General features: G+C 65.3%; 15 protein-coding genes. 6 read left to right on the top strand and 9 right to left on the bottom strand.

Annotated features, from left to right (window positions below):
• Positions 1 to 116: 116 nt before the first annotated feature.
• Positions 117 to 1,247, bottom strand: a complete 1,131-nt coding sequence (gene sfnG, locus AB0I14_RS20720) for a dimethylsulfone monooxygenase SfnG (RefSeq protein WP_358025394.1) — start codon at positions 1,245 to 1,247, stop codon at positions 117 to 119.
• Positions 1,248 to 1,377: 130 nt separating this feature from the next.
• On the opposite strand from sfnG, the gene AB0I14_RS20715 reads away from it, so the two are divergent.
• The 3 genes from AB0I14_RS20715 to AB0I14_RS20705 all read left to right on the top strand — a co-directional run bounded on the left by AB0I14_RS20715 (position 1,378) and on the right by AB0I14_RS20705 (position 3,315).
• Positions 1,378 to 2,226 (top strand): LLM class F420-dependent oxidoreductase, encoded by an 849-nt coding sequence (locus tag AB0I14_RS20715; protein WP_166906294.1) that lies wholly within the window; start codon positions 1,378 to 1,380, stop codon positions 2,224 to 2,226.
• A gap of 110 nt (positions 2,227 to 2,336) precedes the next feature.
• Positions 2,337 to 2,822 carry a hypothetical protein gene (locus tag AB0I14_RS20710; RefSeq protein WP_358025392.1) on the top strand — a complete coding sequence of 162 codons (486 nt, stop codon included), beginning with the start codon at positions 2,337 to 2,339 and terminating at the stop codon, positions 2,820 to 2,822.
• Between the two features lie 10 nt (positions 2,823 to 2,832).
• Positions 2,833 to 3,315 (top strand): hypothetical protein, encoded by a 483-nt coding sequence (locus AB0I14_RS20705; RefSeq protein ID WP_358025390.1) that lies wholly within the window; start codon positions 2,833 to 2,835, stop codon positions 3,313 to 3,315.
• Between the two features lie 10 nt (positions 3,316 to 3,325).
• On the opposite strand, the gene AB0I14_RS20700 is transcribed toward AB0I14_RS20705, so the two are convergent.
• From AB0I14_RS20700 to AB0I14_RS20675, 6 genes are all read right to left on the bottom strand, one after another.
• A complete protein-coding gene (locus AB0I14_RS20700) occupies positions 3,326 to 4,852 on the bottom strand; it encodes an acetyl-CoA acetyltransferase (RefSeq protein ID WP_358025388.1) in 1,527 nt (508 codons plus the stop codon).
• A 355-nt stretch (positions 4,853 to 5,207) separates the two neighbouring features.
• Positions 5,208 to 6,125, bottom strand: a complete 918-nt coding sequence (locus tag AB0I14_RS20695; protein WP_358025386.1) for an SDR family NAD(P)-dependent oxidoreductase — start codon at positions 6,123 to 6,125, stop codon at positions 5,208 to 5,210.
• A 24-nt stretch (positions 6,126 to 6,149) separates the two neighbouring features.
• A complete protein-coding gene (locus AB0I14_RS20690; RefSeq protein ID WP_358025384.1) occupies positions 6,150 to 6,806 on the bottom strand; it encodes an isochorismatase family protein in 657 nt (218 codons plus the stop codon).
• A 166-nt stretch (positions 6,807 to 6,972) separates the two neighbouring features.
• Entirely contained in the window at positions 6,973 to 7,959 is a 987-nt protein-coding gene (locus tag AB0I14_RS20685) for a zinc-dependent alcohol dehydrogenase family protein (protein WP_358025382.1), read from the bottom strand.
• Positions 7,941 to 9,065, bottom strand: a complete 1,125-nt coding sequence (locus AB0I14_RS20680; protein WP_358025380.1) for a Gfo/Idh/MocA family oxidoreductase — start codon at positions 9,063 to 9,065, stop codon at positions 7,941 to 7,943. Before AB0I14_RS20680 ends, AB0I14_RS20685 begins: the two co-directional genes overlap by 19 nt.
• Positions 9,066 to 9,077: 12 nt before the next feature.
• Entirely contained in the window at positions 9,078 to 10,052 is a 975-nt protein-coding gene (locus AB0I14_RS20675; RefSeq protein WP_358025378.1) for an NADP-dependent oxidoreductase, read from the bottom strand.
• A gap of 102 nt (positions 10,053 to 10,154) precedes the next feature.
• Here AB0I14_RS20675 and AB0I14_RS20670 point away from each other — a divergent pair, with 102 nt between their 5' ends.
• A complete protein-coding gene (locus AB0I14_RS20670) occupies positions 10,155 to 10,766 on the top strand; it encodes a TetR/AcrR family transcriptional regulator (protein WP_358025376.1) in 612 nt (203 codons plus the stop codon).
• A gap of 35 nt (positions 10,767 to 10,801) precedes the next feature.
• Here AB0I14_RS20670 and AB0I14_RS20665 read toward each other — a convergent pair whose 3' ends face one another.
• A complete protein-coding gene (locus AB0I14_RS20665) occupies positions 10,802 to 11,386 on the bottom strand; it encodes an NAD(P)H-dependent oxidoreductase (protein ID WP_358025374.1) in 585 nt (194 codons plus the stop codon).
• A 232-nt stretch (positions 11,387 to 11,618) separates the two neighbouring features.
• Here AB0I14_RS20665 and AB0I14_RS20660 point away from each other — a divergent pair, with 232 nt between their 5' ends.
• Positions 11,619 to 12,233 carry a TetR family transcriptional regulator gene (locus AB0I14_RS20660; protein WP_358025517.1) on the top strand — a complete coding sequence of 205 codons (615 nt, stop codon included), beginning with the start codon at positions 11,619 to 11,621 and terminating at the stop codon, positions 12,231 to 12,233.
• 43 nt (positions 12,234 to 12,276) lie between these two features.
• Complete coding sequence (locus AB0I14_RS20655) at positions 12,277 to 14,145, top strand: S9 family peptidase (protein WP_358025372.1); 1,869 nt, start codon at positions 12,277 to 12,279, stop codon at positions 14,143 to 14,145.
• Between the two features lie 123 nt (positions 14,146 to 14,268).
• Here AB0I14_RS20655 and sucD read toward each other — a convergent pair whose 3' ends face one another.
• Positions 14,269 to 15,171, bottom strand: a complete 903-nt coding sequence (gene sucD / locus AB0I14_RS20650; protein ID WP_358025370.1) for a succinate--CoA ligase subunit alpha — start codon at positions 15,169 to 15,171, stop codon at positions 14,269 to 14,271.
• Between the last annotated feature and the right edge of the window lie 10 nt (positions 15,172 to 15,181).

Here is a 15,181-nt window from a genome sequence, read left to right as displayed (position 1 = left end):
AAGCTTCGCGACGTGTGTTCACGCAGGCATGAATACCGACCACGTGAGCGATTCGAGCTTCCACGCTAGCGCACCCGGCTGGGTGCCGGGCGCGCGTGCGCGGTGTCAGAGCGGCCTCAAGCCGATACCAGGACGGGCGTGTCGGCGGAATCCGTTTCGGCTGCCTCGATTTCGCGGACCAGGGGCAGCACGTTGGTGCCGAAGTACTCGATTTCCTCTTGGAAATGCAGGAATCCGCCGAGGATCAGGTCCACGCCACGTTTGCGGTAGGCGGCGATGCGTTCGGCAATCTGCTCGGGTGTCCCGATCAACTGGCTGCGGAAGCCGTCGTTGTACTGCACCAGATCCTCGAAACTGGAATCGGCCCACATGCCCTTCTTGTCCCCGGTGGAATTGCCGGCCTGCTGCACCGCGCTGCGGAAGCCTTCGACAGCGGGCTTGTTCGCCTTGGCCACGATCTCTCTGAGGACTTCCTTCGCTTCCTTTTCCGTGTCGCGGGCGATGATGAACCCGTTGAGACCGAACTTCACCTCTCTGTTGGCGTTGCGGGCGTGGTCACGCACCTCGACGACCTGTTCGGTGAGGCCGTCGAAGTCTTTGCCGTTGGAGAAGTACCAGTCGGCGTAGAGGCCGCCGTTGCGGCGGGCCGCGGTGGAGTTCCCGCCCTGGAACAGCTCGGGATTGGGACGCTCGGGAGTGTTGAGCGGCTTGGGCTTGAGGGTGAAATCGTGGATCCGGTAGAAGTCGCCGCGGAAATCGACGTCGTCCTCGGTCCAGATCTTGCGGAGAACCTGCAGAAATTCCGCGCTGCGCCGGTAGCGCTCATCGTGCTCGAGCCACGGTTCGCCCAGGTGGGTGAACTCGTCTTTGAACCAGCCCGAGACCACGTTGACGGCGAAGCGGCCATTGCTGAGGTGGTCGGCGGTCGCGCCCAGTTTGGCCAACACCGCCGGCTGCCACAGCCCCGGATGAACTGCGGCGATAACTTTGAGCTTCTGCGTGGCCAGCAACAGGGCGAGGCTGAAGCTGGTGGATTCGTGCTGGTACTCCGCGCCGTAGCTGGCCTCATAGCGAACCTGCGACAGTGCGTACTCGAAGCCGTTGTTCTCCGCGGTCTGCGCGAGTTTCTTGTTGTATTCGTAATTCCAGTCGGTGCGCTGCTCGATATCGCTGGTGACCAGGCCGCCACTGACATTGGGCACCCAGTAGGCGAACTTGACGTGGTCGGCGATGCGTTCAGTCGTCATGCCGGTGATCCCAGCAAACCCGTGGGCGGTCGTCGCGGGTATCGCTCGCGATGAAGTTTTCTTCTTTCCGACACACTTAACGAGACGGTCCGTCTTGCTACTGAGACTGAAACACGTTCTAATTCTGGTCATGGACTACGGGCTTGTTCTCTTCACCAGTGACCGCGGCATCGCCCCGGCCAAGGCCGCCAAACTCGCCGACGATCACGGCTTCACGACGTTCTACGTCCCCGAGCACACCCACATCCCGATCAAGCGCGAGGCCGCTCACCCGACCACCGGCGACGAGTCCCTGCCCGATGACCGCTACATGCGCACCCTCGATCCGTGGGTGTCGCTGGGCACCGCGTGCGCAGTGACGTCGCGGGTGCGGTTGTCGACGGCGGTCGCGCTGCCGGTCGAGCATGACCCGATCACCCTGGCGAAATCCATCGCCACCCTCGATCACCTGTCCGGTGGACGCGTGTCGTTGGGCGTCGGATTCGGTTGGAACACCGACGAACTCGCCGACCACAAGGTTCCCCCGGGCCGTCGCCGCACCATGCTGCGCGAGTACCTGGAAGCCATGCGCGCACTGTGGACCGAGGAAGAAGCCTCCTACGACGGCGAATTCGTGAACTTCGGACCCTCCTGGGCCTGGCCCAAGCCCGTGCAGTCACACATCCCCATCTTGGTGGGCGCGGCCGGCAACGAGAAGAACTTCAAGTGGATCGCCAAGTCGGCCGACGGCTGGATCACCACACCGCGCGACTTCAACATCGACGAACCCGTCAAGCTGCTGCAGGACACCTGGGCCGCCGCCGGGCGCGACGGGGCACCGCAGATCGTGGCGCTGGACTTCAAGCCGGACCCGGAGAAGCTCGCGCACTGGCGTGAACTGGGCGTCACCGAAGTGCTGTTCGGGCTGCCGGACAAGTCCGAGGCCGAGGTGTCGGCGTACGTCGAGCGGCTCGCGGGCAAGCTCGCGACGCTGGTCTAGCACTGGGGTCGGCCTCGACTGGTCGGCCTTTCGCGCCGAGATCAACGCCATGGTCGTGAAATTCCGAGGAGAACGACCATGGCGCTGATCTCGCGGTTACGCTGACGCGGGTGCGCACCGCTGGACGCCTCGTCGTCTGCTTCGGCGCGCTACTTGCCGCCTGCTCACCCGATACCGGTACCAGCGACGGCATCGGCTTTCCCGATTTCAGTGAATACGCCCCCGCCGACCATGACACCTATTTCTCTGGCGGGCAGAGATATTCGGGATACCGCTTCCGGACGCCGAGCGGCCTGACCTGTTCCTCCAACGACTATCCCGATCCCAAGTACGCGCGGATCCAATGCTGGGGTCCGCGGCCAGACAAGGGACCCGGGCTGTGGTTGGTGGCAGCCGAACGACGGTCTGCCGCCGCGATTCGTGAGCTCACCGACCCGGCCGATCCCCAGGCCGCCCCACCTCCGTTGCTGCCCGCCGAGCACGTGGTGCGGTACCCGAGGGATGACCTTGTCTGCGGGGTCGGCACCCATATCACCGCCTGCCGTATCGGCGAGCACGGGTTCGTGCTGGGTCCTCGCTGGACGAGGCTCTTCTGAGGTGACGGGCGTGAAAGTTACTGCCGGCGTGACGGCCGTGTGTTCACTACTGCTGGTCGCAGGGTGTACGTCGACGAGCGATTTTCCCGACATCTCCGGCTACGCCGACTCCGGTTCAACATACGAACAGGTGAATGTTCCACGCGCACAGGGGTTCAGATTCACGACGCCGAGTGGGCTGATCTGCACGAGCAACGCCTACCCGGACACGGCGTACGAAAGTGTCGACTGCTTGGGGCCACTCCCCCACCAAGGCCCTGGCGACTGGTCGGTGAGTGCCGGACGGACTTCGGCGGCCATCGTCGAATCCGTCAACGGCGATCCCGATTTCCCGCAGGACAAGATACATCCGCCGCCACCGCTGCCTCCGATGCACCGATTGACTGCCGGCAAGGGTGACGCCGTGTGCGCGGTCGACGACAAGGGCATGACCGCGTGCCGCGTCGGCGAACACGGGTTTGTGTTGATGCCGGACCGCACGACGCTCTTCTGAGCGGGTCGATCTAGGCCAGTGTCGCGGTGTTCCGCTTCTCGCCGGAGGTCACGATGATCGACGCGCCCAACGGTTCCCCATCGGAGAGCAACTCCACCAGCGCCTCGTCCGTCGTCGTCGCCAGGAAGCGGCTGCCGTCGGAATCGAGGCGGCCGATGATGATGCCGGTGCGCGGCGTCCAGTCGTAACGGACCGTGTAGGTTTCGATTTTCGCTGGGCCGTCGGCCTTTTCGGCGATGGCGACGCGCTGCTGCGTATTGAACTCATCCTGCAGGGCGGCGCTGCCGTCGGCCGCCCAATCTGCGGGCTCGGTGGAGTAGATGCCGACCGAGTACTTGCTCGCGATACCGCCGTTGCCGCCGACCAGTGCGAATTTCCCTGGTTTGTCGCGCATTTCATTGACGGCCTCGGCGATGCCGTGCATTGAGTAATTGTTGCCCGGGCCGCCGAAGAAGGGCAGACCGCCGGTGAGCGTCAGGCCGCGCTCGTCGTCGGGTGCCAGGCCGGTGCCGTCACAGATGTTGAACACCGGGAACGGGAAGCAGCTGTAGAGATCGAAGGCCGCGATGTCGTCGAGTCGGATGCCGGCGATCCGCAGCGCCTCGTTGACCGCGATCACCGCGGCTTCGCTGTAACCGAGTTCGGCACGCTCGAGCAGCTTGATTTCCTTCATGTCGGCGTGCCCGCGCAGGTACACCCACTTCTCCTCGGGCACACCGAGACGACGCGCGGCCTCCACCGACATCAGCAGTGTGGCAGCGCCCTGGTTGACCTGATCGCGCGCCACCATCATGCGCGGGTACGGGTCGCAGATCATCCGGTTGCTCTTGGTGACGGTGGCCAGCTCCTCGGCCGAACGCTCCACCGGCGCAGACGAATACGGGTTCTTGGCGGCCACCTTGGAGAACGGTGCGAACAGCTCGGCCATCGCCTGCCGGTAGTCGCCCACCGACAGTCCGAGGCGGGCGCGGCGGGCGTTCTCCAGCAGGCCGTACTGCACCGGGGCGCCGATCAGCCCGTGCTTGATCGTGTACTCGTCGAAGATGCCGTCGTAACCGTAGCCACGGTCTTCCAACTGGCCGTCGATCGTCTCGGAGTGGTCCGGCTTGTCCTCGCGCTTGGAGAAGTGCCGCAGCGTCGAGGTGTTCTCCGAACCGAACAGCAGCACCACCTCGGCCTCGCCGGCCGCAATGGCTCCCCCGAACTCGGTGACGAGGTGTTGCGGGCTCTGTCCACCGATCACCTCGAGGATTGCCCGAGCCGGTTCGGCGCCGACGTTGCGCGCCACCGAACGCGGGTAGTTGTCGGACACCCCCAGCGTCGGCGTCTGCGGACCGGAGATCTCGAACTGCCGCGTGCCCGCCACGGTGTCGATGGCCTGCGCCACGGCGGCAGCGTCGGCGCCGCAATCGTGCAGTGCCGCCCTGACAGCCTCGGTGGCCAGCTCGACCGAGGACATCCCGCGGTAACCGTCGAGGTCGATGCGTTCGGTGAACTGTCCGACGCCGACGATGACGGGTGTGCGCGGATCGACCATGACAATCTCCTTGACGGGTGTTAATTCGTGAGGCTAACCGATCAGTCTGGCGAGAGCGAATTCACTGGTTATCAGCCTCAGCAGCGGCATTGCGGATGGGTGACACAGCCGCTGAGAGTCGATACCGACACGTGGAGAGGCCTGCCAAGTACTTGGCGCGTTCGGTCACTCGCTCAACGGATGGCAACCTCCGGGATGTGCGCGGGTCGTCGCCAGTCGGGGCGCGGACTGTGGGGCGAGTCCGTGTCCTCACGCGGACGAACTGTTGATCGTGGGTCCGCCCGAATTCGCGGAACGAGTGCGACGCCGGCCCGAAGAGTCGGAACTTCCAGAATCTGGAGGGTGGCCAGTCTGCTCATTCCAGGAACTCAAGTCCGGTTTTCCACAGCTTTGCGGCGTTGTCGGGGTCAAGCGCGTACGGTGCGACGCCGGTGTAATCGTCCGGGCGCTCTGTGACCATCGGTGCTTCGTTGCAGTCTTCGAAGTAGCGGCCGCCGACTCCCTCGACGAGCGGTGATGCTGCCAGCAGCACGGAGGTTGCAGCGCCTTGCTCGATCGTTTTGCGGCGATCGACAGGGGTTTGCAGGCCGCCGGTGTGCTTTTGGAGTCCAGTGGCGATCGCCCCGGGGTTCAGGGCGTTGCCGACGATTCCCTCGTTGTGCCAGCGTCGGGTCAGTTCCACGGCAAGAAGAACGTCGGCTGTTTTTGATTGTCCGTAGGCCGTCCACGGGTCGTAGGGCCGGAAACGGTAGTCGAGGTCGTCGAATACCGCCGGCGACAACAGGTGTCCACTGGAGCTGACCGATACGACGCGTGCTCCTCGTGCGGCTGTGAGTGCTGGGTGCAACCCGAGGGTGAGTGCGAAGTGGCCGAGATAGTTGGTGGCGAACTGCATCTCGTGGTCCTGCGCGGTCCGCGTCAACGTCGGCAGCGCCATGATGCCCGCGTTGTTGATCAGCATGTGCACCGGTTCGGTGCTGAATCGGGCGGTGAAGTCTCGGACGGACATGAGGTCGGCGACGTCGAGGAGCGCCGCTGTGACAGCGTCATTCCCGGTCGAGGCCGTGATCTCGGCGGCGATTCGGCGGCCGACGTCCAGCCTGCGAACGCCGAGGAGGACGGCGGCCCCGGCAGCCGCGAGCGCGCGTGCGGTCTCCACTCCGATGCCGGAGGTGGCGCCGGTGATGATGGCGCGTCGCCCCGAAAGGTCGACACCGGCAAGGACATCGGCACCAGTCGAGGTGAATCCGAACGGGGTTGACACCAGTGACATCGAAATCCTCTGTTCGTCAGGGTTTTACGCGGCGGCGCGCATTGCGGCGACGACATCCTCGGTCCAGACGACCCCGTGGGCAAGGAAGGCGTAGTTGACCAGCGCGGCCTGGTAGCCATCCCCCCACTCGGGGTGGCGCGGGCCTGCGATGGCGTCGCGGACGACGTAGACCTCGAAGCCTTGCTCGAGGAGATCGCGTAGGTGCGATTCGACGCACATGTTGGCGAGCATCCCGCCCAGGAGGACCTTGTTGATCCGCCGTTTGCGCAACTGCAGAACGAGGTCGTTGGTCTGCGACCCGAATACCTTGTGCGGGCTGACGACCACCGTGCCCGGGTCGTTGATGAAGGGCTTGAACTCTTCGAGCCAGTCGGCTCCTGAGCCGGTAAGCCCGTCCAGGTTCAATGGACCCGGCCGGTCGAACGTGCCGGTGCGCAGTTCGTCGGCTTCCAGTGCGCCGTTGAACAGCCAGCGGTGATCGGTGGGATAGAAGTAGTGCGGTGAGATGAACATCCCGAACGATGCGGCCTTCGCGGCTTCGAAGATGGCGAGCATGTGCGCGACGGTGTCATTTTCGGTGACGCTGGCGCCGGTGGCCGCCCAGTTGATTCCGGTAGGGCTCAGGACGTCGTTCTGCGGATCGATGAATACCACGGCGGTGTCGGCTGGGTTCCAGTTCATCGGAGTGCCTCTCGTGTCGGTGTTACGTCGTAGGAAACTGTATGAACGGATGATTCCGCCCATTGGTGGCGGAGGTCGTCAGGGCTCGCCGCCATCGAGGGTTCCCGTTGGCCGCCAGGTACCTGCCGGCCGGTATGACGTTGTCCGCCAGACGGGTGATGGCTGGCTAGGAATTCGGTAGAACGGCTACTTTCCCTGTGACCGAACCCTTTTCGAAGATCTCGTGGGCATCGTTGACCTCGTCGAGCGTGAAGGTCCTCGAGTCCAGCCGGGGCACCAGCCGACCACTCTCGGCCAGCATGGCTGCCTGGGACATGATGTGGCCGTGGTGCTCACGGCTGCGGCCGGTCAACAGTGGCATCAAGGTGAACACCCCCGAGTAGGTGGCTCCCCGGAAGGACAGCGGCGCCAGACTGTGAGTGCCCCATCCCAATGCGCTGACGACGTGGCCGGTGTAGCGCTTGACCGCGGCGAACGAGGCGTCAAGGGTGTCCCCGCCGACGTTGTCGACGATGACGTCGAAGCCCTCTCCGCCGGTGTACTCATCGACGTATTCATCGACGGCGCGCGTCGTGTAGTCGATGGGTGTCGCACCAACCTGGCGGATCGCCTCCTGGCTCGACGGGCCTCCGGTGGCGAAGACCTGCGCGCCGCGGGAGAGGGCGATTTGCACCGCGAGGAACCCGACCCCGCCCGCGCCGCCATGGATGAGCACCTGCTGGCCGGCAGCAACGTCGGCTCGATCGACCAGACCCTCCCAGGACGTGATGAACCCCAACGGCAGGGCCGCGGCCTGTTTCATCGACAGTGCCGTGGGTTTGTGAGCGATCAGCCGGGCGTCGACCGCGGCCAGTTCAGCCAGCGAGCCGGCCACGCCACCGACCCCACCGGTCATGCCGAACACTTCGTCTCCGACACGGAATTGGTCGACCTGCGCCCCCACCGCCTCCACCACCCCGGCCATGTCGATGCCGAGAATCGCCGGCGGTGCCATCTTCGCGTGTGCGGCCTCGCCTCGGCGGATCTTGATGTCGAGCGGGTTCACACCGCTTGCCATGACCCGAACCAGGACTTCACCGGGGCCGGGAGTGGGATCGGGGATCTCGCGGATCTGCAACGGTGTGCCGTAAGCGGTCAGGACTGCAGCGCGCATGTCGTCTCCTCGGAATCAGCTGTCATCTTCGCCCCGCCCGTGGCTGCGGCGCGGGCGATCCGGTCGACCACGCGATGCAGCCGCACCGCGTCACCGAATGACGGGGCGGTCGTGGTGCCTTCGGCGAGATCGCGAGCGAAGGCCGTGTAGAGCGCGGCCACATTGCGAGCCGGGTTACCCAACTCGGTGCCCGACAGGGAATCCGGTGCGAGGACCGGTGCGACGTGAGTTTCCGGCCCGCGTCCGCCGGCAAGCACCAACTCGGTGGCTTGCACGTTTCCGTTGGGCACCGGGCTGGTGACCAGTAGATCGCCGTCGGTCCCGTTGATCTCCCACCGGAAGTCACCCGCACGAGACAGCCCGCCGCGGTAGAAGATCGAGGCCACGGCCCCGTTCTCCAGCGCTCCCGTCACTGCCACCTGGTCCGGCGTGGTGGATCGGATGGGCGCGCCGCCCAGCACGTTGATCTCCCGGTGGCCGACATTGAGCGTCGCGGTGACCGAGTCGACGTCTCCGAGGACGAACGTCAGGGCGTCGAGCGCGTGACCGACGGACACCGACAGCGGGGTGACACCGTTGCGGTGGTCGTAGGCATAGATGCGCGACGGCTCGGTGGACGGGCCCCAGGCCTGGCCGGAGCCAACAAGATTCGTGGCCAGCACCCGGCCGACATAGCCCTGCCGAACCAGATCCCGGAGGTGGGCGATCACCGGGTCGAATCGCGCCTGCAGACCGATCACGGTCGCTACGCCGGCAGCGGCCGCTTTCGCGGTCAGGTCCTCGGCTTGGGCGAGATCGACACCCAGTGGCCACTCGCTGAAGACCATCTTCCCTGCGGCGAGTGCCTGGGTGACGAGGTCGTGATGATCGGGGACCTTCACGGCGACGACGACGAGATCGACGTCGGGGTGCTCGATCAGCCGCTCTGGATCGTCAAAGGCATCGACATTCCATCCCGCCGCAGCGCGCTGAGCCGATTCGCGGCGGCTGGTCGCAACGGCACGAAACTCGTACTGCGGCAAGGCCTGCAACGCCGGAACATGCGTGGCGGCGGCCCACCCGTTGCCCGGGCTGGCGCCGATGATGCCGACTCCGATGGGTTTCATCTCGGTTGTCTCCTAGTTCTCGTCGAAGGTGAGGACGAGACGGCCCCGGACGCCGCCCTGTTCCATGGCACGGTGTGCTGCGGCGGCATCGGCCGCGGGAAAAGTCCGCGCTACCCGCAGGGTGACCTTGCCCTGCTCGGCCAGTACCCGTAAGTGGTCGAGCCTGTCGGTCGAGTGGGTGTAGTCGGGGACCCACACGTCGCGGACCGTGATGCCCCGCTCGGGATGCAGCGCCGAGGTGCCGCGCTCGCCTGGACGACGAACGACGGCGATCTGACCGCCGTCGCGCAGCGCGGGCAGTACCTCGTCGCCTTGCAGTGCGGCGTCGACGACGGCCGCCACCCCGTCGGGGTGCAGCTCCCGGATGCGTTGTCCCACCTCATTGCCGCGCGGAACGACCTCGTCCGCGCCGAGGGCCGAGACGAGGTACTCGTCGGCGGGGGCGGCATCGGCGATCACCCGGAGCCCGTCGGCCTTGGCCAGTTGCACGACATAGCCGCCGACCGCACCCGCGGCCCCGGTGACGGCGATTGTCCGACCGGGCTCCAGGTTCAGCACGTCGAGCGCCCGGCGGGCGGTGAGGCCGTTCATCGGCAGGGTGGCGGCCTCGGCGTGACTGCTCCCGGCAGGCGCGGCGGTGACCTGGTCCGCGTCGACGACGACGTATTCGGCGTAAGCACCGCCGGAGTCGTCGATGGGCATCATGATCGCCATGACGCGGTCGCCGATGCGGAGGTCGGTCGAGGTGTCGGGGCCGATCTCGTCGACCAGCCCGGCGACCTCCATGCCGGGCCGGTACGGCGGCGACAAGGTGCTCGCGCGCAACGCGTCGTCGATGTCGCCGACCCGGAGAAGCGCGTCGGCCGGGTTGACCGTTGCGGCATGCACCCTGATGCGGATCTGGCCGCGGCCGGCGCGGGGCTCGTCGATTTCGACCTGCTGAAGAACCTCCGGGCCGCCGTACTCGGTGACCACCACTGCTCTCATCTTCGGCACCTCCTATTCGGGGAATGTTCCCCATTTAACCCGATGTACGATTAAATGGGGAGGTATCCCCGAATATTCCCTCTGGGTCAAGGAGGTTCGCCGGTGCGTGCTGATGCCCAACGCAATCGGATGGCCGTGCTGGCCGCCGCGGAGGCGGCGTATGCCGAGCAGGGTGTGGACGTGTCGCTGAACGAGATCGCGCGGCGCGCGAACACCGGCAACGCGACCTTGTACCGTCATTTCCCGACCCGCGAGGCCTTGCTCGCCGAGGTCTACACCGGCCACCTCGAGCGCTATTGCGCGCTGGCCGAGGACGCCGCCCGAGCGGATGATCCGGCAATTGCGTTGCGGGACTGCGTCTTCGCCACCTGTGCGTTACAGGCCACCAACCGCGGTCTGGCTGATCTCCTGACATCCCTGCGGCCGTTGTCGCCGCACGTCGAGGAACTCCGAGCCCGCCACTACCGTGCCGTCGCCACGCTGTTCGAGCGGGCGGTACGCAGCGGTGAGGTCCGGGCCGACGCCGGACCCTCCGACCTGGCGGTGCTGCTGATCGCCAACGCCGGCCTGATCCACCGCACCACCGAGCACGCTCCAGGGTCCAGCGCTCGGCTGGTGGCACTGTGGCTGGCCGGCCTCATCACCGCGGACATTCCGGTAGAAACGCCGGCAGCCCCCTCCGACCCCGAGATACGTCGAGCCCTCGACGGCTGAGCGGCTGAGCGGGAGCGCCGGCCTGTGCCGCCCTGTCAAACCCGCTCGCCGAAGGGCGTCGATACGCGACCGCGCCCACGACTCAACGTGCTGGTCCACCAGAGGAGTTCGGCCACAAGCGCATCGAGCTTCGGGTCCAGTGCCGCGAAGAGTCCGGCTTCGTAGGTGGATGCCGTCATCGCCGGCACCAACACGTCCGGCAAGATGTGCACGGCAGGACGAATGGGAGCCATCCCGAACTCGATTGCAATGGAGCGCAATTGCTCCACGGCGCGCGCACCGCCGACATTCCCCCAAGCAACGAATGCGATCGGCTTATGGTCCCATTCCGCGAACAGATGGTCGGCCGCGTTCTTGAAAACACCGCTGTAACCGTGGTTGTACTCCGCGGCGAGCACGATGTAGGCGTCGGCCTCGTCGATTCGACGTCCGAACTCCGCGATCTCCGGGGTCGAGTACTGGCGCGGGGCATACATCGGCGACCGGCCGTCGAAGCTGGGCAGGTCGTGGTCGCGCATGTCGATCACATCCACGTCCAGTCCCTCGCGGCGTAGGCGCTCCACCACCCACGCCGCCGGCCGATCGGCGAAGCGCTCCCGGCGGGTGCTGGTGATGATCACGGCGATCCTGGTCATGACGTCTCCTAGCGGACAGGTAGGACCCAAGTGGGTAACAGCCAACTTAAACGGGGATACCTCCCCAGATATTCCGGGACGTCAAGGCGATCATGTGGAACCGGACCGAGAGCGACGACCCGACGCGACCGGCAGGGATTGTCCCGCCTTGACGACCCTGTCACTTAGTGACACATTGGAGCTGTCACTAAGTGACAAAGTTCTGGAGGTGAGGGCGATCGGCGAAAAGCAGGACCTGGCGCGTCTCGCGGTGTCACGACATGCCTGCAAGCTGTTTTGGGAGCAAGGCGTCGCCGCCACCAGCGGTGACGACATCGCTGCGGCCGCAGGGCTTTCGACCCGCACGATCTGGCGTTACTTCCGCGCGAAGGAAAGTTGCGTCGAACCTGTATTGGCCAAATCGGCGGACCGGTTCATCGACATCTTGAACCGCTGGCCGCATGACCTGTCGTTGGCCGAACATCTTGCCGCCGACGGGCTTTCACATCCGTTGGCGCCCCAGGATGTCGAGGACGAGATCAGCGCGATGCGGATCGCCACCATGACCGGGTCCGAGCCCGCCCTGCGCACGGCCTACCTGATGGTGCATGACCGGATGGAGCAGGGCTTCCTCCCGGTGATCGCCGAGCGCTTGGGCCTACCGGAAACAGATCTCACGGTCCGGCTGTGCGCCGCCGCGGTCACCGGCGCGTTCCGCGTCGTCGATGAGGACGTCAGCATCGCGGTGATCGTCGAAGGCAAGAAGGTCACCGAGGAGCAGGCGCTCGCGCTGATCGACCGGGCCATCCGCGACGCCACCAACGGGCGCCTCGGCGGTCCTGTCGCGTCCTGAACCACCTCCGAAAGAGCTTGTCCGCATCCATGAAAGGAGCGTCATGGCGTTACCCGAACTCATCTCGGTAGAGGATTTCTTCAGCCCGCCCGAACGCACCGCCGCCAAGATCTCACCGGACGGAACCAAGATCGCCTACCTGGCCCCGTGGAAGAACCGCCTGAATGTGTGGATTCAAGACCTCGACGGTGACGCACCGCCTCGGTGCGTCACCGCAGACGAAACCCGCAGTGTCTACATCTACGACTGGACCGACAATCCGCGGTGGCTGCTGTACATGCAAGACAGCGGAGGCGACGAGAACTGGCATGTATACCGCGTCGATCTGGACCAACCTGACACTCCTGCAGTGGATCTCACGCCTTTTCCGGGTGCCAGGGCGAGTTTCGACCTGCCCAAGGGGCGACCTGGAAAAGCAATCGTGCAGACCAACAATCGCAGTCCCGAACTGATGGATGCGTATGAAATCGACATAGCCACTGGGGAACTCACCCTGCTGGCGGAGAATCCCGGGAACGTCATCGCCTGGCTGTGTGCCCCGAGCGGCGATCTGTTCACCAATACCCTGACGGCCGAGGGCGACGTCGCGATATCGCAATGGGACTCGGCCACCGCATCATTGCGCTCCATCAAGGTCTACGACGGCACTGACTATCCCGTGGGGATCTTTCCGGTCGTCATCTCGCCGGACGGCACCGGCATCTGGCTGGGTTCCAACGAAGGCGGTGACCGCACCCGCCTGGTGCGACTGGACGTGAGCACCGGCGAGGAAACCGAGGTCGACAGTCACCCCACATTCGACCTCGGCAATCAGATGGTGCTGCCGTCACCGATGATCCTGAGTGAGAGCACGGGCGAACTGATCGGCGCCCGCTACTACGGCGAACGGCAGGTGATCCACGCCCTCGACCCGAATTTCGCTGCGGTACTGGAGAATCTGACCAAACTGTCCGACGGTGACCTCGGCGCGATTTCCTCCGACGACAGCGGTCAGCGGTGGGTGGTCAACTTCACCCACGACCGCGACCCCTGGGCGACCTACTTCTACGATCACGCGACCGGCGAGAGCCGGCTGCTGTTCCGGCCGTATCCGAATCTGAACTCAGATTCACTTGTACCGATGGCCCCGGTGACCATCACCGCGCGCGATGGGTTGTCACTGCACTCCTATCTGACCCTGCCCGTCGGCGTCGAGCCCACCGACCTGCCGTTGGTGCTGCTGGTGCACGGCGGCCCCTGGTCACGGGACTGCTGGGGCTTTCAGCCGGATGTGCAGATGCTGGCCAACCGCGGATATGCGGTGCTACAGGTCAACTTTCGGGGCTCGACGGGCTATGGCAAGGCCTTCACCAAAGCCGCGATCGGCGAGTTCGCCGGCAAGATGCACGACGATCTGATCGATGCGGTGGACTGGGCCGTCAAGCAGGGTTATGCCGATCGCGACAAGGTCGCCATATTCGGCGGCTCCTACGGCGGGTACGCCGCACTCGTCGGTGTGACGTTCACGCCCGACATCTTCGCGGCAGCGATCGACTATGTCGGCATCTCCAGCCTGGCCAACTTCATGCGCACGCTGCCGACGGTGGCCCGGCCGTTCCTGGCCACCAACTGGCACCTGTACGTCGGCGACCCGTCCGATCCGGCGCAGGAGGCCGACATGCTGGCCCGCTCCCCCATCACGAAGGTCGATCAGATCCGCACGCCACTGCTGGTGGTTCAGGGCGCCAACGACTCTCGCGTGGTCCAGGCCGAATCCGACAACCTCGTCGAAGCCCTGCGCAAGCGCGGCGTCGAGGTCGAGTACATGGTCAAGGACGACGAGGGGCACGGATTCCTCAACCCGGACAACCAGATCGACATGTACCACGCCGTCGAGCGGTTCTTGGCCGAGCATCTCGGCGGAAGGGTCTAGCCCACATCGAGTCTGCGATCAGATCGTGAAAACCGACGAAAACGCGATCTGAGCGCAGGCTCGGCGCAAGAAGAAAGGCCCCCGCCGCAGCGGGGGCCTTTCCTTGTAAAGAGTGTCAGAGACTTACAGGTTCGCGAGCAGCTCGCGCGCCTTCGCGGCGGTCTCGGACGGCGTCTTGCCGACCTTCACGCCCGCGGCCTCCAGGGCCTCCTGCTTGCCGGCGGCAGTACCGGCGCCGTCGGACACGATGGCGCCGGCGTGGCCCATCGTCTTGCCCTCAGGAGCGGTGAAGCCCGCGACGTAGCCGACGACCGGCTTGGTGACATTGGCCTTGATGTAGGCCGCGGCCTTCTCTTCGGCGTCGCCACCGATCTCACCGATCATCACGATCAGCTTGGTCTCGGGATCCTTCTCGAATGCCTCGATGGCATCGATGTGGGTGGTGCCGATGACCGGGTCGCCGCCGATGCCGATGGCGGTGGAGAAACCGAGATCGCGCAGCTCGTACATCATCTGGTAGGTCAGGGTGCCGGACTTGGAGACCAGTCCGATCGGGCCCTTGCCGGTGATGTTGTTCGGCGTGATGCCGACCAGCGACTCACCGGGGGTGATGATGCCGGGGCAGTTCGGCCCGATGATGCGGGTCTTCTCACCCTTGTCGACGTTGTAGGCCCACGCGTAAGCGCTGTCCTGCACCGGGATTCCCTCGGTGATGACCACCAGCAGCGGGATCTCGGCGTCGATGGCCTCGATGATGGCGTCCTTGGAGAAAGCCGGCGGCACGAAGGCGATCGACACGTCAGCGCCGGTCTCCTTCATGGCCTCGGCGACCGAGCCGAACACGGGCAGCTCGACGTCGTTGCCGTCCTTGTCCTTGTGCGACACGGTGGTTCCGGCCTTGCGGGCGTTGACGCCGCCGACGACCTGGGTGCCGGCCTTGAGCATCAGAGCGGTGTGCTTGGTGCCCTCACCACCGGTGATGCCCTGGACGATGACCTTGGAGTCCTTGTTCAGAAAAATCGACATGTCAAGTCTC

This window comes from Mycobacterium sp. NPDC050441 (genome assembly GCF_040655355.1).
Classification (GTDB): Bacteria; Actinomycetota; Actinomycetes; order Mycobacteriales; family Mycobacteriaceae; genus Mycobacterium.
The sequence above is the reverse complement of the archived record's forward strand: the minus strand, read 5'-3'. Positions and strand labels throughout refer to the sequence as shown.